Origin of the sequence: Sorangium sp. So ce590 (assembly GCF_051521365.1) — a bacterium.
GTDB lineage: Bacteria > Myxococcota_A > Polyangia > Polyangiales > Polyangiaceae > Sorangium.
The window spans coordinates 9701112-9726958 of sequence record NZ_CP150346.1; the positions used below are offsets into that span (position 1 = coordinate 9701112).

Genomic DNA, 25847 nt, shown 5'->3' on the forward strand with positions numbered 1-25847 from the left:
CTCGTTGAAACTTCGGGCACGTTACGCCCGAGCCATGAAGATCGACACTGGGGATACGGCCTGGCTCCTCGCATCGACAGCCCTCGTCCTTTTCATGACGCCGGGCCTCGCCCTGTTCTACGGCGGCATGGTGCGCCGCAAGAACGTGCTCTCGACGCTCATGCACTCGTTCGCGGCGCTCGCGGTGATCTCCGTGCAGTGGGTGGCGATCGGGTACTCGCTCGCGTTCGGCACGTCGCAGGGTGGGCTCATCGGCGGGCTCGACTATATCGGCATGCGCGGACTTGGAGGGGTGGAGCGGGGAACCGTGCCGCACCTCGCCTTCGCGGCGTTCCAGATGATGTTCGCGGTGATCACGCCCGCGCTCATCGCGGGGGCGTTCGCCGAGCGCATGCGGTTCCCGGCGTACCTGGTCTTCATCCTGCTCTGGTCCACGCTCGTCTATGATCCCGTCGCCCACTGGGTGTGGGCGGAGAAGGGCTGGCTCTTCGAGATGGGGGCGCTCGACTTCGCGGGCGGCACCGTGGTTCACCTCGCCGCGGGCGTCTCGGCGCTGATCTGCTCGCTCGTGCTGGGCAAGCGCACGGGGTACCCGCACGAGCGGCACGTGCCGCACAACCTGACGATGACCCTGACGGGCACGGGCATCCTCTGGTTCGGCTGGTTCGGGTTCAACGCCGGCAGCGCGCTCACCTCGGGCGGGCTCGCGGCGCTGGCGATGCTCGACACGCACCTCGCGGCGGCGGCCGGCGGCGCGGCGTGGCTCTTCGTCGAGTGGGCGCAGCGGGGCAAGCCGACAGCGCTCGGCGTCGCGTCCGGCATCGTGGCCGGGCTCGTCGGCATCACGCCGGCGGCCGGGTTCGTCGCGCCCTGGGCCGCGGTCGTGATCGGCCTGCTCGCGGGCGCGGTCTGCTACTTCGCGGTCGTCTCGAAGGAGCGCCTCCGCTACGACGACTCGCTCGACGCGTTCGGCGTGCACGGCGTGGGCGGCCTCCTCGGCGCGCTCCTCACCGGCGTCTTCGCGGAGAAGGCCCTGAACGAGGCCGGCCGCGACGGCGTGATCGCCGGCAACCCCGGTCAGATGGTGCCGCAGCTCGCCGGCATCGTGGCCGTCGGGCTGTACGCCGCGCTCATGACCTTCCTGCTCCTCAAGCTCGTCGACAAGCTGATCGGCCTGCGCGTGGCCGAGAGCGACGAGCGCGAGGGCCTCGACGCCACCGAGCACGGCGAGACCGGCTACGCGCTGTAACACGGCGGGGGCACGCGCCCCCGCCGCCCCGCCGAGCCGAGCTCGGCGGGGCCCCACCACCCCGCGATCCACCTGCGCCCTCCGATACGTTCTGCCGCTTCGGGCCCGGCGTGCGTGGCATCGGGGGACCATCGCGTCAGGGAGCGGACGCGAGGCGCGCGCGATGGGGGGCGGGCCTCGGCCGCGCTCGATCTCCTGGTCCGGAGGGGTACGGGCGGCCGAGGCACCGTCGTGGTTGCCTCCACACGGGCGCACCGCTAGAGCGACAGACGGTCCGAAACGCGGGGGCGCTGGGACCGCCAAGAGATGGTCGACCTCTCATGGCGGTCCCGGCGCCTCGGCGATCCCTCTCCTCGGACCAATCGGTGCTCCAGCTAGCGCCGAACCTTTCCCCTGGGCGCGCTCCGCGAGCGAGCGCCCCGTCATCACGGAGCAGACAGGCATGAGCGGCCATTCCAAGTGGGCCACCATCAAGCGGAAGAAGGGCGCCCTCGACGCAAAGCGCGGCAAGCTCTTCACGAAGCTCATCAAGGAGATCACCGTCGCCTCGCGCATGGGCGGCGGAGACCCGAACGGCAACCCGCGCCTCCGTAAGGCGGTCAACGACGCCAAGGGTCAGGCGATGCCCGCCGACACGATCAAACGCGCCATCCAGCGCGGCACCGGCGAGATCGAGGGCGCGAACTACGAGGAGATCCTCTACGAAGGCACCGGCCCCGGCGGGACCCTGTTCCTCTGCGAGGCGATGACCGACAACCGGAACCGCACCGTCGCCGAGATCCGGAAGATCTTCGAGAAGAACAACGGGCAGCTCAGCGCCGGCGGCTCCGCGCAGTGGGCCTTCGACCGGAGGGGGATCCTCCTCATCGCGAAGGACGCGGCGACGGAAGATCAGCTCATGGACATCGCCGTGGGCGCGGGCGCCGACGACTACAGCGACCAGGGCGAGGAGTGGCAGGTGCTCTCCAGCGTCGAGAGGATCGAGCCCGTCGTGAAGGCGCTCGAGGACGCGAAGATCCCGGTGAAGTCGAGCGGCGCAGGCTACGTCCCCAAGACAAAGAAAGAGGTCGCGGGCCGCGACGCCGAGGTCTGTCTCAACCTCGTCGACTCGCTCGACGACCACGACGACGTGCAGAACGTCTACGCCGACTTCGACATCCCCGAAGAGGAGCTCGCGAAGCTCGAGGGGTGATCCCGGCGAGGGCGCCCGAACGTCACGGGCGCCAGATCGGGAAGCTCACGATCGCCCACGAGAAGAACGCGTGGGCGAAGATCGCCGGCGGCAGGCGGCCGGTCCGGTGCACCACGCGACCCCACACGAGCGAGCAGCCGAGGCCCGCCGCGACGAGCAGCGGGTTCGGCCCGGCGAGCGGATCGCCGAGCAGAAAGAGCGTGGGGGCGTGCGCGGCGGCGAACAGCGCGCTCGACAGCAGCCAGGCGGTCACCGGACCGAACGGCCCCTCGAGCGCGCGCATGACGAGCCCACGCCAGACGACCTCCTCGAGCGCGGCAACGACGAAGACGACCGCGCCGGCGAACACGCGCGCGTCGGCCAGGGGGTCGCCGAGCTGGAGGTACAGGCGAAAGAGCCACGCCTCGCGCGGCGAGCCCCGCGGGGCGAGCGCCAGCTGCACCGCCATGGCCAGGCCGTAGAGCACCGCCGCGACGAAGGCGCCGCGCGCGAGATCGCCCGAGAGGGGGCGGAGCGCGGCGCGGAGCTCGCCGCGCCGGCGGAGCCACATCACGGTCACCGCCGCGAGGACGGCGTAGAGCGCGCCGAGCGCCGCGAGCATGCCGGGCGCGCCCGCGCGATCGGGGTGGAACGCGTACGAGACCGCGAGCGCGACGCCGGCGGTGACGGACGCGGCGATGAGCGCGGCCTCGCGGCGCGAGGCCCGCGGCGGCTCGCGCGGATCGGTCGCCCCCGGATCGCGCGGCCGGGCCAGGAGGGCCGAGCCCGGGGCGGCCGGCGGGGGCGCGACGGCAGGAGGCGCGGCGTCGCCCGGCATCATCGCGCGCACAGCTGCACGACCCTGTCGAGGATGCGGTCGGCGAGCACGGGCTTGGGCAACACGCCGAGCGAATCGGCGGCGTCGCGGGTCACGATCGTGGCGCGGTTGTCGTCCCGGCCGAACGAGTCCGCCGCGTGGTTGGCGACGATCATGTCGACGCGCTTGGCCGCGAGCTTGTGCCGGGCGTAGGCGATCACGCCGTCGTCCGTGGCGGTCTCGACGGCGAACCCGACGAGCACCGGCGGCCGCGCTCCGTCGGCGCGCGCGGCGCCGGCGCGCGCGAGGCCGACCTCGGCGAGCAGGTCGGGGTTCGGGACGAGCGGCAGCGAGGCGAGATCGGGCGTCCGCTTCAGCTTTGTCGCGTGCTGCTCGGCCGGGCGGTAGTCGGACACCGCGGCCGTCATGATCAGCACGTCGGCGCCGCGCAGGTCCTCGCCGAGCGCCTGCCAGAGGGCGGTGCGCATCGCGAGCGCGCCGCGCACGTCGACGCGCCGCGCGCCGGGCGGCGTGGCGAGCGACACGGGACCGGCGATGAGCGTGACCTGCGCCCCACGGAGCGCGGCCCGCTCGGCCACGGCGAAGCCCATCTTGCCGGTCGACCGGTTGCCGAGGAACCGCACGGGATCGAGGTCCTCGAGCGTGGGCCCCGCGGTGATGACGACGCGGCGCCCCGCGAGATCGCGCGGGGCGAGCCGCGAGAACGCCGCGGCCGCGATCGCCGCGGGATCGGCCATGCGCCCGAGGCCGCGATCGCCCGAGGCGACCTCGCCGAAGACCGGGCCGACGAGCTGAACGCGCCCGTCGGCCTCGAGCGAGGCGACGTTCCGCGCCGTCGCGGGGTGCGCCCACATGCGGGGGTGCATCGCCGGCGCGGCGAGCACCGGGCCCTTCGCGCACAGGGCGAGCGCCGTCACGAGATCGTCGGCGCGCCCGGCGGCGAGGCGGGCGAGCAGGTCGGCGGTCGCGGGCACGAGGAGCACGAGGTCGGCCTCGGCGGCGAGCGCGACGTGCAGCTCGCCCGCGAAGCCCGGGTCCCACATCGTGTCGCGCACCGGCTCACCGCAGAGCCCGCTCAGCGTCATGGGCCCGAGGAACTGCTGCGCCGCGCGGGTCATGATCGGGAGCACGCGCGCGCCGCCCTGGATCAGGAGCCGGGCGACCTCGGCGGCCTTGTAGGCGGCGATGCTGCCGGAGACCGCGAGCGCGACGGTCGGTCGCCCGCCGGCCGAGGCGTGGACAGCGGCCGGCGGAGCGGGGGTATCGGGATGAGGCGCAGGAGATGACGGTGTTCGGCCGGACATGACGCAGGTGCCAGCGTGGGGGAACCGCTTCGCGGTCCCGGCAAACATCGGTCGGGGGATCCGCTCCGCGGTCCACCTCCGCCCACCGTGGCACGAAAACCGGCAGCCGTACACGCTGCGCCGTGGGCGGATGCTACCCTTGCCGGGTGCGCTCCTTCGATCGGCCGCGGAGCCGCGCCCCGGCCGGCTCCGAGCAGCTCGTCACGGTGGCGACGTACAGCGAGTCCGTCGAGGCGCAGATGGGACGCTCGGCCCTGTCCGCTCATGGCATCCGCGCCTTCCTCGCCGATGAGCACGCGGCGACGCTGACCCCTCATTATATCGGCAGGTCCCTCGGCATCCGGCTCCAGGTGCCGCGCGCGGAGCTGGAGCGAGCAGCCGAGATCCTGAAGCCGCCGCCGCCCGTCGATGACGATCGCGAGCTCGACGAGGACGACGAGGTGGCCGAGCTCGATGGGCCGAGGTGCCCGGCGTGCGGAGCGCGCTACGCTTACCGCGAGTGGGCCCCGGGTCAGATCGTCGCCCTCATCGCGCTGCTCGGGTTGCCGCTCCTCGTCCTGAAGAAGCGGTGGCACTGCCGCAAATGCCACGCCTACTGGGCCCCGGAGGCAGCTGCGCCGAAGCGCGGAAGCCCCTACCGCGCTCCGCGCGGCGGGGCCGTGCGGCGCTCGAAGGGCTAGTGTGTCGGGCAGCGTCCGCGACGCGGCGCCCGGGTGCCCGCGCCTGCCACCGTGACGCGACGCCCAGAAATCCATGGCGGGATTTCTGGCACGCAGCACTAGCATCACCCGCCGAGAGCTCGTAATGGGCTCCCTCAGAGGAACACGAGAACCATGGCAAGCACCGTCCTCACCGGCATCAAGCCCACCGGAACGCCACACCTCGGCAACTTCGTGGGGGCGATCAAGCCGGCGCTCGCGCTCGCAGGGACCGCATCGAACGCGCTCTACTTCGTCGCGGACTACCACGCGCTCAACGCCATCCACGACGCGCAGAAGCTCCGCGGCCTGGTCCACGAGGTTGCCGTGACATGGCTCGCGCTCGGCCTCGACCCCGAGAAGGTCATCTTTTACCGGCAATCCGACATCCCGGAGATCTTCGAGCTCACCTGGATCCTCTCCTGCTTCACCGCGAAGGGGCTCATGAACCGCGCGCACGCCTACAAGGCCGCTGTCGCCAGGAACATCGAGTCCCGCGCCGGAGCGTCGAGCGCCGCGAACGTGGAGGACATGGACGACCTCGACGCCGGGATCAACATGGGCCTCTATAGCTATCCGGTGCTGATGGCGGCCGACATCCTCCTGTTCAAGACGAATGTCGTGCCCGTGGGCAAGGACCAGGTCCAGCACATCGAGATCGCCCGTGACATCGCGCAGCGGTTCAACGCGCTCTACGGCCCGACCCTGGTCCTGCCCGCGGCGCGCATCAGCGCCGACACCGCGGTGATCCCGGGCCTCGACGGCCGCAAGATGAGCAAGAGCTACGACAACACCATCTCGCTCTTCCTGCCGCCGGAGAAGCTGCGCAAGACGATCTTCAAGTACAAGACGGACTCGTCGCCCCCGAGCGAGCCGAAGGATCCGGACGCGTCGCCGCTGTTCCACCTCTACCGGGAGTTCGCGACGCCGGAAGAGACGGAGGCGCTCCGGGGCCGCTACCGGAGCGGCATCGGCTGGGGCGAGGCGAAAGAGGCCGTGTTCGAGGTGCTGAACCGCGCGCTGGAGGAGCCGCGGCGGCGCTACGCCGAGCTCATGGCCGACACGGCGGGCGTCGACGCCCTGCTCGCGGAGGGCGCGGTGCGCGCGCGGCAGATCGCGAGCGCGACCCTTCAGGAGATACGCCGGGCGGTCGGCGCGCGCTGAAGGCCGGCGCCTGCCCGGCGCCGACCGCCGCCGCCGGCGCCAGGCAGGCGCCGGTCGCTCAGCCGTCGTCGCCCTTCTTCTTCTGCCGCTTCTTGCTCTTGCCGCTCTTCGCCTCGTCGCCCGCCGGGTCCTTCTGGCCTCGGGCTTCTCTCGCCGCTTTGCTCTCGGACGCGGGCTCGCTCGTGGCCTGCATGATGGCGGTGCCCTCGGCGGGCGGGGCGTCTTCACCCCGCGCGCGGCCGCCTTCGCGGTCATCCCCCTTCGCGCGGAAGGTGCCGATCCCCGCGCGCTCGGTCCAGCCGCGCTCGCCGGTGAGCCCCGGCTCGCGGCTCTCGACGGTGCCGCCGCCCGGCTCGGGGCCGGTCACGCCGGGCGTGCGGACGTCCGGGCCCTGCGTGACGACGAGGTACTCGTCCGCCACGTACTCGGGGTGATTGTCGTCGGCCACCTTGACCGCCGGGTCGCGCGGGCCGCTCCCGACATGGACGATCTGCGTGGTCGGCGGGTAGCTGTCGCTCCACTTCTCCCGCACCCCATACGCGCCGTCGCGGACGACCCGCGAGCTCGTCGTCCTGAAGCCGGGGATGCCGCGCTGGGCGAGCACCCGTGTCCCCTCAGGCAGCTTCGGCGCCGGGCGCTCCAGCTCCTCGAACGGGACGACCGCGTCGACGCGGCGAAAGTACGTGACCGTGAGCTTGCGCGAGGGGCCGAGGATCTCGGCGCGCACGACGCCGCCGGCGACCGTCTGGTGGAGCACGACCGGGAAGTCGAACGGGTTCCTGAAGCGATAGTTGATCGTCGGATAGACGACGGTCGCGTCGAGGCCGAGCTTGATGTAGTAGCTCGGACGGGAGTGCGGATAGCGCTCGACGATCTCGAGCCCCGCGAAGAACGCGGCGCCGTGGAGCGTGCCCGAGATCTGGCAGGTCCCGCCGCCGAGCCCGTCGACGAGCTCCCCCTGGGCGATGACCGGAGCGACGCGGTACCCGTGCGCCTCGTCGCGCGGGCCGACCGTCTCGTTGAAGTCGAAGATCTCCCCCGGCAGGACGACCACCCCATCGAGCTTCGAGGCGGCGAGCCGGAGGTTATACGTCCTCTCCTTGGACCTCGCCCCGGTCGCGTAGCGCGTCTCGAAGTAGCCGAGCACCTGGTCGAATTTGACGTTGCCGAGCTGCTCCGCGACGAGCTTCGGCGCGATCGTCTCGACGCTGGCCTGCGCCGTGTCCTCGCCCGCCCGGAGGGCGGCGTCGATCCGCGCGAGCGTGCCGTAGACGTCCAGCCGATACCCGATCTTCTCGGGCCTGAGCTGCTTCGACTCCAGGTCGACATAGGCGTCGACCGCCGGCGAATCGAGCTCGACCTTCAGATCGAGCAGCTTGCCGATCGCCCGCTCGGAGTCGAGGAGGAGCGGGATCGGGATGTCGAGCGGCGCGTCCTCGTCGTCGCGCTCGTGCGCGCGGCGGAGCGCGCTCGCCGGGCGGAGCGCCTCGCGGACGAACTCGGCGAGGCGGACCCGGTTGATCTCGACGCCGAGGTCGTTGCGGCGGAGCGCGCGCGCGGAGCCGTCGGGGAGCACGATCCGGATCTCCCCTGTGGCGTAGCGGCGCACGAGGTCGAGCGCGTTGGCCACGACGTCGCCGCCCGCCGGCACCGGCACCTGCGCCACGCGGAGGACCGGCGGAGGCTTCGGGCCGTCGTCCGCCGGCGGCGGCAGCACGAGGTAGGTGATGACCAGGCCGCTCGTGACGAAGATCGCCACAAGCGCGGCGAACCGCCAGAGCTCCGGCGAGCGGCGAAGATCCATGGGAGGGAGGCCATCTTGGAAAGCCATCCCCGACCCGTCAAGGAAACGCCGCCGCCGGCGGGCCGCTACGGGGCAGCGCGCTCCCCGGGGGCGCGCCCGCGCAGCGCCTTCGACGCGGCGCGGGCGGCCCTGAGGACCGGCGCCTCGATGGAGCCCGCGCTAGGCACGATCAGACCGCCCCGCCCGTGCGACGCGCGGGGGCCGGGCGACGACCGCAGGAGGTACGCGCCCGCGAGCGCCACGAGGACCGCGAGGGCGACGGAGGCCACGGGCACGAGCCAGCGCCGAGCGCGCCCGTCGGGCGGCGGAGAGCTCGGTGGCCCGCTCGCGCCGCGCTCCACGATCGCGCGCCCGGGAGGGTCGACGGCCTCTGGCGAGCTCGACTGCGGGGGCGGATCGTCGAGCCCGATCGGGCGCTCGCGCGCGATCTGCATGGCCTCCTGGATCGCGGCGCGCCGGCGCTCGCCGCGCGGGCCGAGCCGCTGCTGCATCAGCGCGGCGAGCTCGTCCGACGTGGCGAGGGGCATCGCGAGCGACACCTGCTCGATGGCGCGGCGCAGCTCGGCCATCGTGGCGAAGCGCTCGTCCCTCGGCTTCGCGAGCGCCTTCATGACGATGCGCCCGACGTCCTCCGGGAGCGAAGGGACGAGGGTGCGCGGCGGCTCGGCGGCGGTCTTGTCGCAGATGCGGCGCACCGTCGCAGGCTCGTTCTCGGCGAGGAAGGGGTGCTTGCCCGTCACGAGCTGATAGAAGACGATCCCGAGCGTGAAGACGTCGGTGCGCCGATCGATGGGCTCGCTGCCCGCCTGCTCCGGCGACATGTACGCGTACTTGCCCTTCACCTGGCCGACCTTGGTTCGCTGCAGGTTCGAGGCGGCCTTGGCGACGCCGAAGTCGAGGATCTTCACCGACCCGTCGTAGCCGACCAGGACGTTTTGCGGCGAGACGTCGCGGTGAACGAGGCCGACGAGCTTGCCGTCGCGGCCGCGCAGCTCGTGCGCCGCGTGCAGGCCGAGGGCCGCCTCGCCCACGATGCGGAGCGCGACGGGGAGCGGGACGCCGCCGCGCGCCTTGCTCTCGCGGAGAACCAGGTTGAGCGGCTCGCCGTCGATGAGCTCCATCACCTGATAGAGGACGCCGTCCTCCTCGCCCACATCGATGGTCTCTGCGACGTTCGGGTGGTGGATCTGCGAGACCAGCGTGGCCTCGTCCAGGAACATCGCCTCGAAGTCGGGGTCGTCGCTCAGCTCGGCGCGCAGCAGCTTGACGGCGACGATCCTCGGGAGCTGACCGCTCGTCCGAGCGGCCCACACCGAGGCCATGCCCCCGAGCGCAATAGGAACGAGGAGCTCATACCGACCGAGCGTGTGGCCAGCGCGTACTTCTCCCATGGTGCTCACGTGCCGCGTAACCCCGGAACGAGGCAGTCCCCGCCGGGAATGGAGCCCCCGAGCGCGGCCTCCATGAGGTCGGGTCCGCGAGAAGCGCTCGGTGTGCCAGGTGGTGTTCTTGCTCGAGGATCGACAGCGTGCGCCCGGAGCGAAGCCGGGCGCCCGTTGCTCGGATCGTCGCAGAGAACGCCTTGGCGCTCAACCCGGAACGCTGTTCGGTCGCAGCGTGATCTTTACACGGTGCATCGCAGAGCGGGCCCGCCTGCGCTCACCGGGTGAGCGCCGGATCCTTGTCGGGATCGCCGCCGTCCTCGACCGGCGCCGGCGCGGCGGGCGGCGGGGCCTCGGGAGACGGGATGACCTTGCGCAGCGCGGACAGGTGGCGCTTTGTGACGCCGGTGACCGCCAGGATCTGAGCGTCGGTCGCGCGGCGCACGCCCTCCAGGGAACCGAGCTCCCGGAGGAGCGCCGTCCTCACCGGGCTGCCGAGCCCTGGGATGTCCTCGATCTCGGAGCGGAGGCGCCGCGCTTTGCCGAGCCGCTTGCGTGCGTGGTTGGCGAAGCGGTGCGCCTCGTCGCGCGCCCGCGCCAGGAAGAAGAGGGCCGAGCTCGTGGAGCGGAGCGGGATACCGTTCTTCTGACCAGGCAGGTAGACGCGGTCGACGAGCTTCTCGCCGGCCTGCGTCTCGCGCTCCTTCGCGAGACCGACGATCGGTAGGTCGTGCAGGCCGAGATCGCGCGCCGCCGACAGCGCGACCTGGAGCTGGCCGCGCCCGCCGTCGACGACGAGCAGGTCCGGCAAATCCCACTCGGCTCCGCCGGACTGCGCGCTCTTCGGCGCCTCGCTGCCCGGGCCGGCCGTCTGCCGCTCCGCGAACACCTGCGCAGATTCCGTCTCCGGCGGAGCGTCGCCCGCGCTCACCGGGCCGCTCGTCTCTTCGGCCGCGTCGCCGTCGGTCTCATCGCCCTCGGGCCGTTCGTTCTCGGTCACATCGCCCTCGGGCGCATCGTTCTCGGTCACGTCCTCCGTCACGTCGCCGTCGATCACGTCGCTCGCGGCCGCCTCGGAGGCGCCGGGCGCGGCGACATCGGAGTCTCCGGCCACGGCGTCTGCGAGGGCCGGCGGGCTCGCCGGCCGAGCGGCCTTGCCGCGGCGGAAGCGTCGCGCGAGCACCTCGTACATCGCGGCGTAGTCGTCGCCGTCGGCCACGCTCTTCACGTTGAAGGTGCGGTAGCGCTTCTTGTCGGGCTGACCGTCGAGGAGCGCCACGATCGATCCCACGGTGTCGCCGCCGCCGAGATGCGAGATGTCGCAGCACTCGATGCGACGCGGGAGCGTCGGGAGGCGGAGGCGCTCCCTGAGCTCCTCGAGCCGGGCCTCGAGATCGTCGGAGCTCCTCTGCTTCTCGCGGAACGCGTGAGCTGCGTTCTCGCTCGCCATCTTGAGCAGATCGGCGCGGGGCCCGCGCTGAGGCACGAAGAGCGTCACCTTGCGGCCGCGCCGATCGCCGAGCCACTCCGCGACGCCCTCCGCGCCGTCGGGCAACACGGGCACGAGGACCTCATCGGGGATCATGGTGGACGCGACGCCATAGTACTCGTTCAGGAAGCCGCCGAGCACCTCGTCGTCCGGCAGCTCCATGTTGCGGAGCGAGAAGGACAGCGTGTCTGTCACGCGCCCCTGGCGCACCATGATCACTTCGACCTCCACGAGCGTCCCCTCGCGGTAGAGGCCCACCACGTCTTGATCGACGTCCTTCACGTAGACGACGCGCTGCGCTTCCCGCACCGTCTCGACCGCCCGGAGCTGATCGCGGTAGATGGCGGCGCGCTCGAACTCGAGCTCCCGCGACGCGTCCCGCATTCGCGCGGTGAGCTCGCCCGTGAGCTCGTCATGGCGCCCCTCGAGGAAGAGCGCGACCGAGCGGACCATCTCCGTATAGAGCTCCCGGTCCACATCCATCACGCACGGCGCGAGGCAACGCTTGATCTGGTACTGCAGGCAGGGGCGCCGGCGCGACGCCATCTCGGCATCGGAGCAGGTGCGGAGCTGGAAGTGCTTGTTGACCAGGTGGAGCGTCCGCCGCGCGCTCGTCGCCGAGTGGTACGGGCCGAAATAGCGGGCCTTGTCCGGGGCGGGACGGCGGACCGTCTCGAGCATCGGCCACTCCTTCTGCGTGTCGAGCTTGAGGCAGAGGAAGTCCTTGTCGTCACGCAGCTTGACGTTGAACCGCGGCTTGTGCTGCTTGACGAGCTCGTTCTCCAGTACGGCCGCCTCCTTCTCGGTGGCGGTCACCACCGTCTCCAGATCGGCCACGATCTTCCGGAGTATCGGGATGAAGTACCGGGCGTCGCTCCCGCTCTCCTGAAAGTAGCTGCGGACGCGCGAGCGCAGGCTCTTCGCCTTGCCGACGTAGACGACGGCGCCCGTCTTGTCGATGAACAGATAGCAGCCAGGCTTCGTCGGGAGCGAGGCGAGCTTGGCTGCGAGGAGGGCTTCGGGATCCTGCTTGGCGCTCGGGTTGACCACGGCCGGAACGATCTAGAAGTCGCGCGCGCCGGCAGCAAGCGCTCCGATCACGGCCCTTCCGTCACAGGGGGGCGTCGCGGTCCGCGCCGGTTCTCCTTTACATCTCGGAAACGCCGTCATGCAGCGCGGCACCGCTCGCCGCGGCGGAAGAGACGGAACGCCCCGGTCGAGATCTCACGCCGGCCGCTCGAACGGCGAACGGCGCGAGCGGTGGATGCGCGGTGGCCTGCGCGACAGTCACACCGCCGAGCTCGTCGCGCTCGACTCGCGTGAGCGCGGCGAGAGGCTCGGCGCAGCGAATGCGCCGCTTCGTCTGGGGCACGCTCGCGGCGCCCGGCGGCGTGGTGCGCTGCCCGCGCGCGCCGGCGTCGACGCCTTCCTGATCACGGTGGCGCGGCCCTCGGTTGTCTCGCCACCGCCGTAGGACGGGCGGCGGAGACGACAGCGGTGATGCCTCACCGCGCCCGGCTCGACGCGAGACACGCCGTCGATCGGCCAGTGGACCGAGCGGCAAGATCTTCGCAGGAGGAGGTCTGCGGTGTCGCGCGTTCGTGCTTCGTGCCCTCGCGGGCGACGGCGTCTTCGCCTCGGTCGCAATCCGGCGCGACTCCTCCTCGCGCCATCGCGCCCAGTCCGTCTGGAGCTTTTTGGCCTTGAGAAAGGCCGCCCGCTGGAGAGTGAGGTTGCCCAGGCCGGCCCACGGTGCCCGCTTGTCCTCGCCGTAGCTGCGCTTCGGGTTCTCCCCGCAAGCCACTTTCAGCCCGCCGGGCGCCACGGTGACGCGCGTCTGGGGACCATCTGGGGAGCATCTGGGAGGGGCCGATGCCCGGCCGGAGCTCCATCGTTACCGCGCACCATCTAATCAGGTTGCCTGAACCCGAAAGGACTTGTATGGTCGTAACACCACCAGCGACTGCCCGTTCGATTCCCGGGTCCTGTGGCCAGAAGGCATCGGCGGACTGAGCCTGCGACGCCACCGGCCCCACCTCTGGTTCCCGTCCGCTGCCGTCCAGGTGCGCCGCTGCGCCTGGTGTCGGGTGGCCCCCGAGGTGGGAGTGCATCGAACAGCCGAGGAGTGACGAACTGTCCACCAGCGTCCATCACCGCCGCCCCGCTCGGGGGATCGATGTCGCCCCCGGCGGCGGCGGTGCCGCGCTCTGCCTCGGCTCGGGGGGGCGAGCCGCGGGCGAGCGTCACCCTGGTGCCCAGCACGAGTGTCACCGCCTGAATCAGGATGAGCGGCTGAGCAGGAGCGGCGGCCTCGTGACCTCCCGCGGGCAGACTTCCGGCTTGCCGGGGCGGCGACCGGGGCGCGGGCGCGGCGAGCGATTTGGGAGACACGACCGGAGGCTGGGCAGCTCCAGCACAGCCGCAAAAAGACGCAGCCAGACCCAAGGCGAGGTGGCCTTCGGCCAGCAACATGGGTGGGCGCATACGCCTCGGGCCGTCGCGTCGATCGGCCAGGGGGATGTCCTGGCAGGTGGGTGGGGTAGCCCTCATGACGTCGACAGCCCCGGAGGGCGGATCGGTGGCCGACACGTTGCGGTCGATCCCGGAGAGCAGCTCGGCCCGGAGACGAGAGCTCGGGCATACAGACACGCCGCCGGGGCCGAGCGGAATGCAGAAATGAAAGACCTCCGGTCCAGCGCACAGGGGTGGGCTGGAACGGCGGCCTCGTCCATGACACGTTGCCTCATCGAGGGCGGCTCACCCGGGGGGTCAGGCTCCTCCGCGCTCCCTCGGTCAGGCGCCCGCTTCGCCTGCTGCGCGGTGGGTCGCTTGTGTCCGGAGCACAGGAAAGCCAATCTTCGTGGGAATGTCGCTGGCTCCACGCGGCTCGGGGGCTGCCCGCGGCGCGCGGCGCGCGGCGCGCGGCAGCAAGAGAGGCCGCTGCGCGGCGCAGAGAGGAGCACGGCGCTGTCCATCGCACCCCTCCTGGGTTTGGGCAGAGCCTGGCTTCGCGGAGCGGTGCCACCGGGCTTCGCCCCGCTCCCGCGAAGCCACCAGGCTTGGCTTCGCGGAGCGAAGCCACCAGGGAGACGTGGTGGCTGGAGTCCGGCTCGACCGGTCGTCCCAGCACCCCATGACCGGACGGGGAGCTCGCGAGCGTGGGTTCCCGACGCACGTTGAGGGGACACCTCTCGAATTATTTTCAAGCACGGTGCTGTTCAGCAGTTGACAACTCTAGCTATTCATGGGACGCGAGATCCAATGAGCAACGTCGAAACCGAGATCAAAAGCCACGTTGATGCATTCGTCTCTCAGCTGAGCGGACTTGTCCGCAAAGCGGCTCTCGAGGCTGTCGCCGACGCCTTGCGGGGGGAGGGCCAGCCGGCCGCTGCCGCCGCCGCGCCGCGCAAAGCAGGTCGGGCCAAGGCCGCTCCTCCGGCGCCTGCGGAGGTCAAGAAGGCGGCGGGGCGCCCCGCTCGCGCCGCGAAGCCCACCCGCAAGAAGGGCGAGAAGCGCTCGAAGGAAGAGCTCGCCGCCATGACGCAGAAGGTCCTGGAGCACATCCGGGCCAACAGCGGCCAGGGCGTGGAGCAGATCGCGAAGGATCTGGGCACCACCACGAAGGAGCTGACCCTTCCGATTCGGAAGCTGCTCGTCGAGAAGAAGATCACGTCGAAAGGCGAGAAGCGGGCGACGAAGTACTTTTCCCGCTAAAGCTGGCCGCAACGCGCTCCGGGCGGGTCCGGCCAAGCCAACCGAGGTCGACGTCCAGCCTTCCCCCAGGCCCAGCAGGGGAAATCGTGGCAAGCCAGGAGCTGTCCAGGCAGCCACGGAGACGCCGTACATCGGGGCGGAGCAAGCTCCGCAGCCGTACACGCCTCTGGAACTTCCTCAGAAAAGCTCCCCCAGCAATGGTCTCTCCGCGTAACACCGTGGAGAATCCCGCGCGCGCGGTGGAGACATCCGCGCGCGCGGGCTGTCAGATCCCGCCCGACCGCTGCTGAACGGATCCGCCCGGCGACACGACGCGGGGGGCTGCGCCCGACAGCCGCTGTGCGCCCAGGCTCGCTCCGGCGCCCAGGACGCCGGGTTGCCGCCGAGCCGCCATGCCCGTGCTCCTGTCGTGGGCACGGGAAGGCGGGCAGCATCACGTCACGTCACCGCGAAGCCCCCAACATGTCGTGGGGTGACATCGATGGACCACCACATCTAGCCGCCAGGCGCGGTGGGGTGGTCAGGATTGCCAAGCTGGCAGAGCACGATCGGCGCAGCGCGCGAGCGCCGCCGCTGTGAGCGCCTGGCCCGCTCTGCCTCCTCCGGGTGTCCCGTCGCAGGCCGACGGTTGCGCGCTCGAGGCAACACCGCGTCCCGAAACGGGCTGGCGTCCAACGCACTTTCACAGACATCTGAGCAGGATGCCCCAGGCGGATATTGCGAACTTGCAACGTGAGCGAGCCCAGCGTCCGGCAAGGAGGGACCCTTGGGTGCACTCGACCTCTGTTGATCACGAAGGAACGCGGACAGCCGGGGGGTACAGCCAGGCCCCCTCGGATCAAGCATGGTCTGTGCCACCGGGGAGTCGTTCCGCGGATACGTCGGCTCATGAGCGGAGAGAACCGGAGAAAGCAAACCGCCACCGCGCTGGACAGGTTCTGACCATCCGCGTGCTCGTCTGATCATCGGCGGTGCTCGTCTCACCCTCGGTGGTGCTCGATCGACAGGCAATCCACCTGGCCGAGCCTGCACGCTGGATCGGGCGTTCCGGTGACACCGCCGAGGGCGCCGCGCCGGAGGTGCATGAAGAGATCTCGGCGCGAAGCGCGACTTGAGCTCAGCGCTCGGCCCGGGTCCCGACGATGAGGACATTCGAGAACGGCGTTTTCCCCCAGGCGGGCCTCGTCTCGCACGAGAAGCCGAGCTGCTCGAGGAGCGCCACGATCTCCCGGGCAGGGCGGAAGCGCACACGCTCGCCGCGGTTGAACCGAAGCGCAGTGAAGATGCGCTCCTCGAGGAGCGTGATCGAGCTCCTCAGGCCGCGCTCGGTGTCCGCCTCGCGGACGAGCAGGCGCCCTCCCGGGCGAACTGCGGCCGCCGCCCGTCTCAGGATCGCGTCCTGCTCCTCGACGCGGAAGTAGTGGAGCAGGTCGATGAGCAGCACGGTGTCTGCGTCTCCCAGCTCGGCCTCGCGCGCGTCCGCACACCAGAACTCAGCGGCCAGCGGGGGGGCGGCGTGGAGAGAGCGCTGCTCGCCGGACGAGCCGGGCAGCTCGGACGATCGCGGCAGAGGCGCGCCCGGGTTCCCGCCGGCCGCGCGGCGGGCGTCCTCTATCTTGGCTCGGTCCCAGTCGAACCCACGCGCGCGCGCGGCCCTGCCCAGCTCGAGCAGGAGAATCGGCAGCTGGCCAGCCCCGGTCCCGATATCGAGGACCTCTCCCAGCGCGACCGGGCGGTCGCCGGCGATGTCGGCAATCAGCCGCGCGACAGGATCGCCGAGCAGCTTGAAGCGGACATAGTGAAACCGGGTGCGCTGCCCCGGCGTGGCGCCCTCCGGCGGGCTGTACCGCGCGGCGACGCGCTCGACCGCGTGAACCCACGGCGGCGCGTCGTCGGGGAGCCGATACGGCTCCATCCCGCCGCGCTGCAGCGAGGGCGCGCGGCGCCGCTTCAGCGCGACGAGCGCGAAGACCAGGCCGCCGCCGAGCGCGGCGAGCGCGAGCCCGACCACGGGGGCGCCGAGGAACATGTGCTCGGGGAACTCGGACAGTGCTTGCGCCCAGCTCATCTTCTCATGAAAGCGCAGCCAGCGACCGGTGCGGAGGTACGCCCCGACCTGGACCTCGGCCGTGAGCAGCGCTGGCGCGAACAAGGGGTTGGAGATGTTCGCAGCGACCCAGGCAATCGCTGCGTCCAGACGGAACCACAGGCAGAGGAGGAGGACGAGCGGCGTGTGGCAGCCGAAGATCGGCTGCGATCCGATGAACAGGCCGATCGCCACCGCCACGGCCGTCCGGCCGGCTGACAGCTCGCTGCCACGGAGCTCACGCCACGCGCGGCGCGCCTCCTCGCGGAGCAGAGAGTATTTCGCCAACGCTCAGGGTTTGCCTTCCGGTGCAGGGTGATCCGTCTCCTCCGCTGCATCGGCCGTCATCGTGGACAGGAGGTCGCTCACCTCCGTGGGGGTCGCCTCGTCGAGCGCATCCCAGGAGCCGCCCCTCGTGGTGGTCCGCGATGAGTCGCGCGACACAGCGTCGCCGGTGCGCCCGCTCCGCTGCGCCTCCACCATGCGAAGGTACATCCTCGCCGTCTTGTTGTCGGGCTCGATCGCGAGCGCCTCGCGCCACTCGGCGATCGCGTGCTCGGACGCGCCGAGGGAGTGCAGCGCGACCCCGAGCAGCACGCGCGCAGGCGCGTACTTCGGGTTCGCGTCGCGCGCCGCGGCGTAGTGCTCGCGGGCGAGCGGCAGATCGCCGGCGTCGCGGTACATCGTCCCGAGGCGCAGCTGGAGATCGACGAATGTCGGGCACAGGGCCACGGCCCGCTTCAGCTCGGCGATCGCTTCCTGCGCGCAGCCCGCGTCGGCGTAGGCCTGCGCGAGATCGGCGTGCATGTTGGCGATCTTGCCGCGCGCGAACGGGTCGAGGACGCCGCCGTCCCCCTCGCCGCGCCGGATACGGGAGTAGACCTGTCGCGCCGCTTCGTATTTGCCGAGGTCGTTGTACGTGACAGCGAGGTTCAGCAGCGCCTCGGTGTAGTGCTCGTTCAGCTGCACCGCGCGCTCGAAGTGGGCCTCGGCAGCGAGGAAATCCCCGCGCTCGTGGAGGATGACGCCGAGCATGTTGAAGACGTCCGCGAAGCGGTCGGTCTTCTCGAGGATCTGCCTCAGGGCGTGCTCGGCGAGATCGTACTCGCGCCGCTCGTAGTGCTCCCTGCCGAGAACCAGAAGCTGCTTCAGCCGGTCGTCCATGAGGCCCGCCAGCTTACGCGACCAGCGTACGGTGCGGTCGGGTCTTCCGCGCAACCCTTGCGCTATCCGGGTGGTCGCGCGGTTGCAACCCCGTCGATGCCTTGGTACGGACGTCGGCGTGCCGAGTGCAGTACCCCAGAACCCGCTGGAGGCCTCCGGAGCGCCGGACGCCGCGGACCGCTCCGAGGAGCGGAACGGAGCCGCCGGCAGCACGGAGGGGCCCGGCGCCGCCGCCCCGCTGGACGCGCCGCGCGCAGAGCCCGGCGCCGCCGCCCCGCTGGGCGCGCCGCGCGCGGACCTCGAGCGCGGCAGCGCGGCCGAGGACGTGACGGACGACGCGCTGGACGCATCCAGCAGGCCTGCGACGCCTCCGCTGGCCGCGCCGCTGTCGAGCCATCGCCGGGGCGAGAGCGCTCCGGCCGCGCCCTGGTCGCGCGGCGGCGATCTGCGCGCGCGCGCGGCGCCGACGTGGGGGCAGCTTCCTCCTCCTTCTTCTCGCGGGCGCGGCGCGGCGCAATGGTCGCGCGGCAGCGATCCGCGACAGCATCCCTCGCGGCCGTCGCTCGTGGACGGTGGCCCCTATGCGGGACCCGGCATGGCCGACGGCCCACGCCTGCCCGCCGGCCTCAGCCGGCCGCCCCCGGGGCCACACCTCTCGCCGCGCATGACCGCGGTCTTCGGCGGCATCTTCGGCCTCGCGACGCTCACCTCGCTCATCGCGCTGTTGATCCAGAGCGTCCCGGTGCGCGACGAGCGCGCGCTGGTCGCAGGGAGCCCGGCGGGCTCGGCCGCAGGTACGGAAGAGGCCGCCAGGCGCTCCGCCGCACCCGAGGTGAAGGCCAAGAAGCGCACCCCGCTGCCTGGCCCGTGGCGGATCTCCGAGCTCGCGAAGGATCCGTCCGTGATCCTGGCGAGCGACGTGATGGATCGCCGGTCGTTCATCACGGCCCTCGGCGAGAAGGGCGTGCCGAAGGCGCAGATCTACCGGATCATGAAGGCCTTCGAGGGGCTGCGGAAGTTCGACAAATGCGGCCGCAAGGACCGGTTCACGGCCGCGATGGACCGCTCCACGCGCCGCGTCCGCGCCTTCGAGTACGAGGTCTCGGCGAGCGAGATCTATCAGGCGAGAGAGGGCGCGGCCGGGCTGCTCTCGGGCGCCACGCTCGACATGAAGATCGCCGAGGAGGAGGTCATCGCCGCCTTCTACGTGGGGAAGGATCTCACGAGCGCGTACCAGGCGGGCGGCCTGGAGCCGGGCGTGCTCGACGAGATCGACGACGCGCTGAGCGGGCGCATGTCGACGGAGGGCTTCGAGGAAGGGAGCACCGTCCGGCTGATCGCCATGGAAGAGACGGCGCTCGGGATGTTCTCCCGGTACAAGAAGATGATTGCGCTCGAGTACCGGCCAGCGGACCCCGCCGAGAAGCCGCTGCGCATCTACGATTTCAAGGGGCAGGAAGCCCGCGGCTACTTCGATGAGCGCGGCCGGCAGCCGTACGCGGGCGGCTGGCGCGCGCCGGTCCCGGGCGCGCCCGTGACGTCGAAGTTCAACCCGAAGCGGATGCACCCGGTGCTGCATAGGCCCATGCCCCACAACGGGACGGACTTCGGCGCGCCGACGGGAACGCCGGTGTACTCGGCGTACCGCGGCGTCGTCGAGTGGGTCGGCCCCGCGGGACCGAGCGGCAACCTCGTCACCGTCCTGCATCCGAACGGCATCAGCACCGGTTACGCCCACCTGTCGAGGTATGCCCCCGGCATCAAGGTCGGCACGAAGGTGGGCACCCACCAGCTCGTCGGGTACGTGGGCTCGACGGGCCGCTCGACGGGCCCGCACCTTCACTTCAGCGCGAAGAAGGACGGCAAGTACTTCGACGCCGAGACGCTCCAGCTCGACGGCGAGCGCGTGATGCCCGGCGTCGATCGCGCGGCGTTCGCCGCGGCGAAGGAGGCCCTCGACAAGCGGCTCGACGCCATCCCGCTGCCCGAGCCGCCGCCCGAGCCGGTGAAGCCGGAGGCCGCGGAGCCGAGCCCTCCGCCGCCCGCGGCCGCCGGCAGCGAGGCCACGGCCTCCGCGGCGCCCGAGGTCGGGCCGAGCGGGCCGACCGAGCCGGAAGCGAAGCCGCCCGAAGGCGCCGGCGACGACGAGGGCGAGGGCGAGCTCATCCAAGGCCCCGATCTCAAGAACCCGCCGGAGACGATGTGACACCGGGCGGGCCGAGAGGTCCGCTCGGAGAGAACAGAAGTACGAGGATGCCGGGACGAGCCCTCGCGTCCTCGACGTCCTCGGGTGGCCGACAGACAAAAACATCGAGGACGCCGAGGGATGAGCCCTCGCGTCCTCGATGTGTTTGCCATGGCGTCCGCCCTGAGGAGCGGCGACCTGGGCCTGCTACCGCTTCGAGTACTGGAAGCGCTTTCGGGCGCCGGGCTGGCCGTACTTCTTGCGCTCCTTCTTGCGCGCGTCGCGCGTGAGGAAGCCCGCGCGCTTGAGCGACGGCCTGCGCTCCGGATCGAGCTCGCAGAGGGCGCGCGCGATGCCGTGCCGCATCGCCTCGGCCTGGGCGCTGTGGCCGCCGCCGACGACGGTCGCGTTCACGTCGAACTGCTCGAGCACCTCCAGCAGTTCCAGCGACTGCCGCATCACCATCCGCGAGGTCTCGCGGACGAAGTACTCGTCGGCGGGCCTCTTGTTGACCTTGATGGTGCCGGTGCCCGGCGAGAGGAAGACGCGCGCGACCGCGGTCTTACGCTTCCCAGTGGCGTACGTTCTCGTTTCCGTCATGGCTTTGCTCAGCTGTAGCTAAGGGGCTGCGGCTTCTGCGCCGCGTGGGGGTGATCGGGACCGGCGTAGACCTTGAGCTTGGTGATGAGCTCACGTCCGAGCACGTTCTTCGGGAGCATGCCCTTCACGGCCTTCTGGATGGGGAGCTCCGGCTTGCGCTCGAGCAGATGACCGTACGCCTCGGAGCGGAACCCGCCAGGCGCGCCGCTGTGCCGAACGTAGTTCTTCTGCTGGAGCTTGCGACCCGTCAGAAGGACCTTCTTGGCGTTCACGACGATCACGAAGTCGCCGGTGTCGACGTGCGGGGTGAACGTCGGCTTGTTCTTGCCGCGAAGCACCGTGGCGATGCGGCTAGCAAGGCGGCCGAGGGGCTTGCCTTCCGCGTCGATCACCCACCACGTACGCTCGTTGCGGGCCTCCGCAGGCTTGGCGGAAAAGGACTTGGGCTGAGGATTCATTGGGCGAAAAACTCCGGAAGGGCGCCTGCCAAAAACGGGCGCAACTTCTACAAGGCGGCCCTCCGCCTGTCAAGCGTCTCGGGTCCTATCGTGGGGCCCTCGTCGTCATCGTCATCGTCTGGCGGGGGTCGATCAAGCGCGTCGATCCGACGTTCTGGCGACGTTCTGGTCGCACGAGCGCTCGCGCCGGCTCGCGCTTTCGAGGATTTCCTGCGGGCTCGTTTCGGAGGAGCTCACCATCAGGAGTCGACAGACTGTTCAGCTCGGCGGAGAGGGCGGGATTCGAACCCGCGGTACGTTGCCGTACACACGATTTCCAGTCGTGCACCTTCGACCACTCGGTCACCTCTCCCGATACTTCCTCGACGCGCCCCGCCTCTGCCGGACCGGCGCCACCCGCGCGTGAGCGGGCGGTCAGAGCCCACCTGGTTCAACGGGTGGCAAGCAGCCAAGCGTAGCGGAGAGAGCGGGATTCGAACCCGCGGTACCCTTGCGGGTACACCTGATTTCGAATCAGGCACCTTCGGCCTCTCGGTCACCTCTCCGCGGGCGAACATGGCAAAGTGGGGCCGGCTGGTCAAGTATCTCCTGACAACCGGCCGGTCCGGAGGCGCGCTTTCGCTGCCGGGGCCTCCCGCCGGCAGCCCGGCCCGAGCTCCTGGGCGCGCGTAGCTCGGCGCCTCCTCCGTGATGATCAACATCGCGCAGATGGCTCTCGTGGAGGGCGCTCGACCCCCCGCCCCGCTAGGCGCCGCCGCCATCGCCAGCGGCGGGTCGCGCCGGGCCGGCGCTCCCTGCGGCCACCTCGCGATCGCCCTCGGAGAAGACGTCGCGCCCGAGCGCCGCCGGGCTCCCGGGTTCGCCCGCCGCGCGTGAGGTCGAGCGCGGTCCGCCCTCGCCCTCGGCCCTCTGCGCGGCGCGCGCCGCGGGTGTGCCTGCGCGCGGGAGCCGGATGACGAAGCGCGCGCCCCCGAACGGGGAGTCGAGCACGTCGATGGTGCCGCCGTGGTCGACGACGATCTTCTTCACGATGCTCAGGCCGAGCCCGGTGCCGTCGTACCGCGTCGTGACGTAGGGATCGAAGACCGAGTCGCGCACGGCGGGATCGATGCCCGGGCCGTCGTCGTCGATCGCGATCATGTGGCTCTGCCCCTCGCCCCGCGCCGAGACACGGACCCTGCCCCACAGGGCGCGCTCTGCAGCGCCTCCGCGCGGCGCCGCACGCTGCGCGTCGCGCAGCGCCTGCGCCGCGTTGCGCACGATGTTGCCGAGGGCGCGCCGGAGCATCTCCCGATCGAGCGCGGCCGGCATCGGGGCGTCCGGCACGTCAAACTCGAGATCGACGCGCCCGAGCAGCGCCTCGTCCGAGGCGTGCTCACGCCCCGCCTCCTCGACCGCCGCGAAGCGCTCACCTTGCTCCCGCAGGAACTCCGCGAGATCCGACGGCTCGAGCTCGGCCTGCGGGAGCCGCGCGAAATTGGAGAACTCGCCGACGAGCCGGCGCAGCGTGCCGACCTCCTCCTCGACGACCTCGAGCGTGGTCTGGAGCAGGCGCTGGTAGGCCGGGTCGCTGCCCGCATAGCGGCGGTGACACTCCTCGACGGCGAGCTGGATGGGCGTCAGCGGGTTCTTGATCTCGTGCGCGAGGTGCCGCGCCATCTTCTGCCACTCGCCCATGCGCTTGAGGAACTCGATCCTCGCGCGGCTGCCCTCGAGCTCCTCGAGCATGCGGTCGAAGGCGCGGCCGAGGTCGGCGACCTCGTCGTTGCCCTGGAGCGCCACGCGCACCGAGAGATCGCCCTCGGCGACGGGCCGGGTCGCCGCGGCGAGCCGCGCGATGCGGTCGGCCACGGGGCGCGCCACGAGCACGCCGGCGAGGACGGCGAGGACGATCGTCGCGCCGAGGAGCGCGGCGAAGGCATCGCCGTAGCTCTCGTCGAGGTACTCCTTCCGGTGCTCGCGCTCGAGGGCGTGGTACGCCTGCGCGAACGCCTGCGCCGACTCGAGCTCGTCGAAGCGGGCGCTCGGCGCGGCGAACGTCGCGACGAGCGTCGTCGCGTCGCCGTCGCACTCGCCGTCCTCGGGCGCGGGCTCGGCGGGCACGCCGGGGCGGCCGGAAGCGCGCTCGATCGCCTTCCGGACCGTGAGCGTCTTCTCGTGCGCCGGATCTACCGGTCGGCCGCGCTCCCGCGCGCTGACGAGCTCGCCGCCGCAGCGCTCGACGCGGAGGGAGACCAGCGTGGCGTGGGCCGCGACGATGCGCGCGAGCTCGTCCGCGAGGAGCTCCGCGTCTCCGGCGAAGGCGCTCCGGCGCAGCGGGTCCGCCGCGGCGATCGCCTCGGCCTCGGAGCGCATGCCCTGCTTGATGGCGGCGGCCAGCTCGGCGTACACGCCGAGCGCCCTGTCCAGGTGGACGCCGAACTCGGGCTGGAACGCCGTCGCCGACACCCGCGCGATCACCGTCCTGGCGATCACGATGCTGGCGACGAGCGGGATGAGCGCGGTCACGAGGATGGCCGCGACGACCCGCCGCTCCGTTCTGCCGGGGATGCGCATGCGCGCAGCATAGCCGCGGCCCCGGACCGGCGCGCAGGCGGGGCGCGGGGCGCCCGCGCCGCTCAGGAGGGCCGCCCGCGACGCCGGAGCAAGCCCGCCGCGGGGGAGCCGCTACTCGACCGTGACCGTCTTCGCGAGGTTGCGCGGCTGGTCGACGTCGTTGCCCTTCAGGTTGGCGACGTAATAGGCGATGAGCTGGAGCGGGAGCACCGTGAGGAGCGGCCCCACCTCGTCCGGCACCTTGGGGATCCAGACGTGGTGCTGCGCGATCTCGAGGATCGCCTCGTCGCCCTTGGTGGCGATGGCGACGACCTGCCCCTCGCGCGCCCGGACCTCCTGCAGGTTGGAGAAGGTCTTGTCGTAGTGCGCGTCGCGCGGGCAGACGACGATGACGGGGAGCGCCTCGTCGATGAGCGCGATCGGCCCGTGCTTCATCTCGCCGGCCGCGTAGCCCTCCGCGTGGGCGTACGAGATCTCCTTGAGCTTGAGCGCGCCCTCGAGCGCGATGGGGAAGCCGAGGCCGCGCCCGAGGAAGAGGACGTCCTTCGCGTGGACGAGGCGCTTCGCGATCGCGTGCACGTAGTCGGCGTCGCCGAGCACCTCGCGCATGTGGCTCGGGATCTCCCAGAGGGCCTGGAGGATCTCGCGCCCGCGCTCCGCGGAGAGCGACTCGCGGCGGCGACCGAGGTAGACCGCGAGCAGGAGCAGCGCGGCGAGCTGCGTGGTGAAGGCCTTGGTCGAGGCGACGCCGATCTCGGGGCCCGCGTGCGTGTAGAGCGCACCGTCGGAGAGGCGCGGGATCGCGCTGTCGAGCACGTTGCAGAGCGCCAGCACCTTGGCGCCCTGCGCCTTGGCCGCCTTGAGGGCCGCGATCGTGTCGGCGGTCTCGCCCGACTGGCTGATCGCGATCACGAGATCGTCGGGGAAGAAGATCGGCTCGCGGTAGCGGACCTCGCTCGCGAGCTCGACCACCGTGGGGACCCTGGCGACCTGCTCGATCCAGTAGCGGCCGGCGATGCCGGCGTGGTGGCTCGTGCCGCAGGCGACGATGTAGACCCGGCGCAGCTCCCTCGCGAACTCGGGCGTGACGCCCATCTCGGTCGCGTGCACGTCGCCGGCGACGAGATCGATCCTGCCGCGCAGCGTCGCCTCGACGACGTCCGGCTGCTCATGGATCTCCTTCAGCATGAAGTGCTTGTAGCCGCCGCGCTCCGCCTGGACGGGGCTCCAGTCGATGCGCTTCACGCGCCGCTCGACCTTGTCGCTCCCGGCCACGGTCTCGATGCGGACGCCGTCCGCGCGCAGCTCGACGATGTCGCCGTCCTCGAGGAAGATCATGTCGCGGGTGTGCGCGAGCAGCGCGGGGATGTCGCTGCCGCACAGCATCTCGCTCTCGCCGACGCCGACGACGAGCGGCGAGCCATACCGGGCGGCGACGATGACGTCGGGCTGCTCGCGCGAGACGACCGCGATCGCGTAGGCGCCGTGGACCTGCCGGAGCGCCCCGCGCACGGCCTCGAAGAGCGACTTCGCGCCCTTCTGGAGCTCGCGGTGGACGAGGTGAGCGACGATCTCGGTGTCCGTGTCGGAGAGGAACTTGACCCCCTGGCTCTCCAGCTGCTGCCGGATGGCCACGTGGTTCTCGATGATGCCGTTGTGAACGACGGCCACCGGGCCCGCGGAGTGCGGGTGGGCGTTCACCTCGCTCGGGCGGCCGTGCGTCGCCCACCGCGTGTGGCCGATGCCCGTGGTGCCGTCGAGGGTCCGCTTCTCGAGCGCCTCGCTGAGCTTGACCAGCTTGCCGAGCGTCCGGACGATCTCGATGCCCTTGCCGTCATGAATGGCAATGCCGGCCGAGTCGTAGCCCCGATACTCCAGCTTGCGCAGCCCTTCGACGATGATCGGCGCCGCCTTCTTTGACCCAACGTATCCGACGATCCCGCACATGCTCGCCTCGTTCAGGTAGTGCCCGCGCGCGCCTACGC

Annotated in this window: 18 protein-coding genes and 2 tRNA genes; 7 read left to right on the forward strand and 13 right to left on the reverse strand. The window is 71.4% G+C overall.

Annotation, left to right across the window (positions count from 1 at the left end):
* Positions 1–34: 34 nt before the first annotated feature.
* Positions 35–1249 (forward strand): ammonium transporter, encoded by a 1215-nt coding sequence (locus WMF28_RS36770; RefSeq protein WP_437598203.1) that lies wholly within the window; start codon positions 35–37, stop codon positions 1247–1249.
* 442 nt (positions 1250–1691) lie between these two features.
* The gene (locus WMF28_RS36775) at positions 1692–2441 is read left to right on the forward strand and encodes a YebC/PmpR family DNA-binding transcriptional regulator (RefSeq protein WP_437598204.1); all 750 of its coding nucleotides are present in this window, start codon (positions 1692–1694) and stop codon (positions 2439–2441) included.
* Between the two features lie 22 nt (positions 2442–2463).
* On the opposite strand, the gene WMF28_RS36780 is transcribed toward WMF28_RS36775, so the two are convergent.
* Both WMF28_RS36780 and coaBC read right to left on the reverse strand, forming a co-directional pair.
* Positions 2464–3261, reverse strand: coding sequence for a CPBP family intramembrane glutamic endopeptidase (locus WMF28_RS36780; RefSeq protein WP_437598205.1), 798 nt, complete (start codon positions 3259–3261; stop codon positions 2464–2466).
* Positions 3258–4562 carry a bifunctional phosphopantothenoylcysteine decarboxylase/phosphopantothenate--cysteine ligase CoaBC gene (gene coaBC, locus WMF28_RS36785; protein WP_437598206.1) on the reverse strand — a complete coding sequence of 435 codons (1305 nt, stop codon included), beginning with the start codon at positions 4560–4562 and terminating at the stop codon, positions 3258–3260. Before coaBC ends, WMF28_RS36780 begins: the two co-directional genes overlap by 4 nt.
* A 146-nt stretch (positions 4563–4708) precedes the next feature.
* Between coaBC and WMF28_RS36790 the strand changes: the two genes are divergently transcribed.
* Together WMF28_RS36790 and WMF28_RS36795 are read left to right on the forward strand one after the other, a co-directional pair.
* On the forward strand, positions 4709–5242 hold the full coding sequence (locus tag WMF28_RS36790; RefSeq protein WP_437598207.1) for a putative signal transducing protein: 534 nt from the start codon (positions 4709–4711) through the stop codon (positions 5240–5242).
* A gap of 153 nt (positions 5243–5395) precedes the next feature.
* Entirely contained in the window at positions 5396–6424 is a 1029-nt protein-coding gene (locus tag WMF28_RS36795; protein ID WP_437598209.1) for a tryptophan--tRNA ligase, read from the forward strand.
* Between the two features lie 58 nt (positions 6425–6482).
* On the opposite strand, the gene WMF28_RS36800 is transcribed toward WMF28_RS36795, so the two are convergent.
* From WMF28_RS36800 to uvrC, 3 genes are all read right to left on the reverse strand, one after another.
* Positions 6483–8228 (reverse strand): VanW family protein, encoded by a 1746-nt coding sequence (locus tag WMF28_RS36800; RefSeq protein ID WP_437598210.1) that lies wholly within the window; start codon positions 8226–8228, stop codon positions 6483–6485.
* 65 nt (positions 8229–8293) lie between these two features.
* Complete coding sequence (locus tag WMF28_RS36805; RefSeq protein WP_437598211.1) at positions 8294–9619, reverse strand: serine/threonine-protein kinase; 1326 nt, start codon at positions 9617–9619, stop codon at positions 8294–8296.
* A 268-nt stretch (positions 9620–9887) separates the two neighbouring features.
* Entirely contained in the window at positions 9888–12149 is a 2262-nt protein-coding gene (gene uvrC / locus WMF28_RS36810) for an excinuclease ABC subunit UvrC (RefSeq protein ID WP_437598212.1), read from the reverse strand.
* 118 nt (positions 12150–12267) lie between these two features.
* On the opposite strand from uvrC, the gene WMF28_RS36815 reads away from it, so the two are divergent.
* Both WMF28_RS36815 and WMF28_RS36820 read left to right on the forward strand, forming a co-directional pair.
* Positions 12268–12573 (forward strand): hypothetical protein, encoded by a 306-nt coding sequence (locus WMF28_RS36815; RefSeq protein WP_437598213.1) that lies wholly within the window; start codon positions 12268–12270, stop codon positions 12571–12573.
* 1787 nt (positions 12574–14360) lie between these two features.
* The gene (locus WMF28_RS36820) at positions 14361–14813 is read left to right on the forward strand and encodes a DNA-binding protein (protein ID WP_437575826.1); all 453 of its coding nucleotides are present in this window, start codon (positions 14361–14363) and stop codon (positions 14811–14813) included.
* A gap of 1117 nt (positions 14814–15930) precedes the next feature.
* On the opposite strand, the gene WMF28_RS36825 is transcribed toward WMF28_RS36820, so the two are convergent.
* Positions 15931–17187 carry a DUF2062 domain-containing protein gene (locus WMF28_RS36825; protein WP_437598214.1) on the reverse strand — a complete coding sequence of 419 codons (1257 nt, stop codon included), beginning with the start codon at positions 17185–17187 and terminating at the stop codon, positions 15931–15933.
* A 3-nt stretch (positions 17188–17190) separates the two neighbouring features.
* Positions 17191–18063: a tetratricopeptide repeat protein gene (locus WMF28_RS36830; RefSeq protein WP_437598215.1), complete on the reverse strand. Its 873-nt coding sequence runs from the start codon at positions 18061–18063 to the stop codon at positions 17191–17193.
* Positions 18064–18181: 118 nt separating this feature from the next.
* On the opposite strand from WMF28_RS36830, the gene WMF28_RS36835 reads away from it, so the two are divergent.
* Positions 18182–20269, forward strand: a complete 2088-nt coding sequence (locus WMF28_RS36835; RefSeq protein WP_437598216.1) for a peptidoglycan DD-metalloendopeptidase family protein — start codon at positions 18182–18184, stop codon at positions 20267–20269.
* A gap of 186 nt (positions 20270–20455) precedes the next feature.
* Here WMF28_RS36835 and rpsI read toward each other — a convergent pair whose 3' ends face one another.
* The 6 genes from rpsI to glmS form a co-directional block, all read right to left on the reverse strand.
* A complete protein-coding gene (rpsI, locus tag WMF28_RS36840) occupies positions 20456–20848 on the reverse strand; it encodes a 30S ribosomal protein S9 (RefSeq protein WP_437598217.1) in 393 nt (130 codons plus the stop codon).
* 8 nt (positions 20849–20856) lie between these two features.
* Positions 20857–21306 (reverse strand): 50S ribosomal protein L13, encoded by a 450-nt coding sequence (gene rplM / locus WMF28_RS36845; protein ID WP_437481539.1) that lies wholly within the window; start codon positions 21304–21306, stop codon positions 20857–20859.
* Positions 21307–21573: 267 nt separating this feature from the next.
* A tRNA-Ser gene (locus WMF28_RS36850) sits at positions 21574–21658 on the reverse strand.
* 106 nt (positions 21659–21764) lie between these two features.
* Positions 21765–21851: transfer RNA gene (locus WMF28_RS36855), tRNA-Ser, on the reverse strand.
* Between the two features lie 199 nt (positions 21852–22050).
* Positions 22051–23862, reverse strand: coding sequence for an ATP-binding protein (locus WMF28_RS36860; RefSeq protein WP_437598218.1), 1812 nt, complete (start codon positions 23860–23862; stop codon positions 22051–22053).
* A gap of 111 nt (positions 23863–23973) precedes the next feature.
* On the reverse strand, positions 23974–25809 hold the full coding sequence (glmS, locus tag WMF28_RS36865; protein ID WP_437598219.1) for a glutamine--fructose-6-phosphate transaminase (isomerizing): 1836 nt from the start codon (positions 25807–25809) through the stop codon (positions 23974–23976).
* Positions 25810–25847 lie beyond the last annotated feature (38 nt).

Excerpts from the sequence above, each read along its gene's own strand:
- WMF28_RS36780 (WP_437598205.1), bottom strand. The coding sequence starts at position 3,261 with ATGATGCCGGGCGACGCCGCGCCTCCTGCCGTCGCGCCCCCGCCGGCC.
- rpsI (WP_437598217.1), bottom strand. The coding sequence starts at position 20,848 with ATGACGGAAACGAGAACGTACGCCACTGGGAAGCGTAAGACCGCGGTC.
- coaBC (WP_437598206.1), bottom strand. The coding sequence starts at position 4,562 with ATGTCCGGCCGAACACCGTCATCTCCTGCGCCTCATCCCGATACCCCC.
- WMF28_RS36830 (WP_437598215.1), bottom strand. The coding sequence starts at position 18,063 with ATGGACGACCGGCTGAAGCAGCTTCTGGTTCTCGGCAGGGAGCACTAC.
- WMF28_RS36820 (WP_437575826.1), top strand. The coding sequence starts at position 14,361 with ATGAGCAACGTCGAAACCGAGATCAAAAGCCACGTTGATGCATTCGTC.
- WMF28_RS36815 (WP_437598213.1), top strand. The coding sequence starts at position 12,268 with ATGCAGCGCGGCACCGCTCGCCGCGGCGGAAGAGACGGAACGCCCCGG.
- WMF28_RS36795 (WP_437598209.1), top strand. The coding sequence starts at position 5,396 with ATGGCAAGCACCGTCCTCACCGGCATCAAGCCCACCGGAACGCCACAC.
- WMF28_RS36800 (WP_437598210.1), bottom strand. The coding sequence starts at position 8,228 with ATGGATCTTCGCCGCTCGCCGGAGCTCTGGCGGTTCGCCGCGCTTGTG.
- glmS (WP_437598219.1), bottom strand. The coding sequence starts at position 25,809 with ATGTGCGGGATCGTCGGATACGTTGGGTCAAAGAAGGCGGCGCCGATC.
- WMF28_RS36775 (WP_437598204.1), top strand. The coding sequence starts at position 1,692 with ATGAGCGGCCATTCCAAGTGGGCCACCATCAAGCGGAAGAAGGGCGCC.
- WMF28_RS36805 (WP_437598211.1), bottom strand. The coding sequence starts at position 9,619 with ATGGGAGAAGTACGCGCTGGCCACACGCTCGGTCGGTATGAGCTCCTC.
- rplM (WP_437481539.1), bottom strand. The coding sequence starts at position 21,306 with ATGAATCCTCAGCCCAAGTCCTTTTCCGCCAAGCCTGCGGAGGCCCGC.
- WMF28_RS36770 (WP_437598203.1), top strand. The coding sequence starts at position 35 with ATGAAGATCGACACTGGGGATACGGCCTGGCTCCTCGCATCGACAGCC.
- WMF28_RS36860 (WP_437598218.1), bottom strand. The coding sequence starts at position 23,862 with ATGCGCATCCCCGGCAGAACGGAGCGGCGGGTCGTCGCGGCCATCCTC.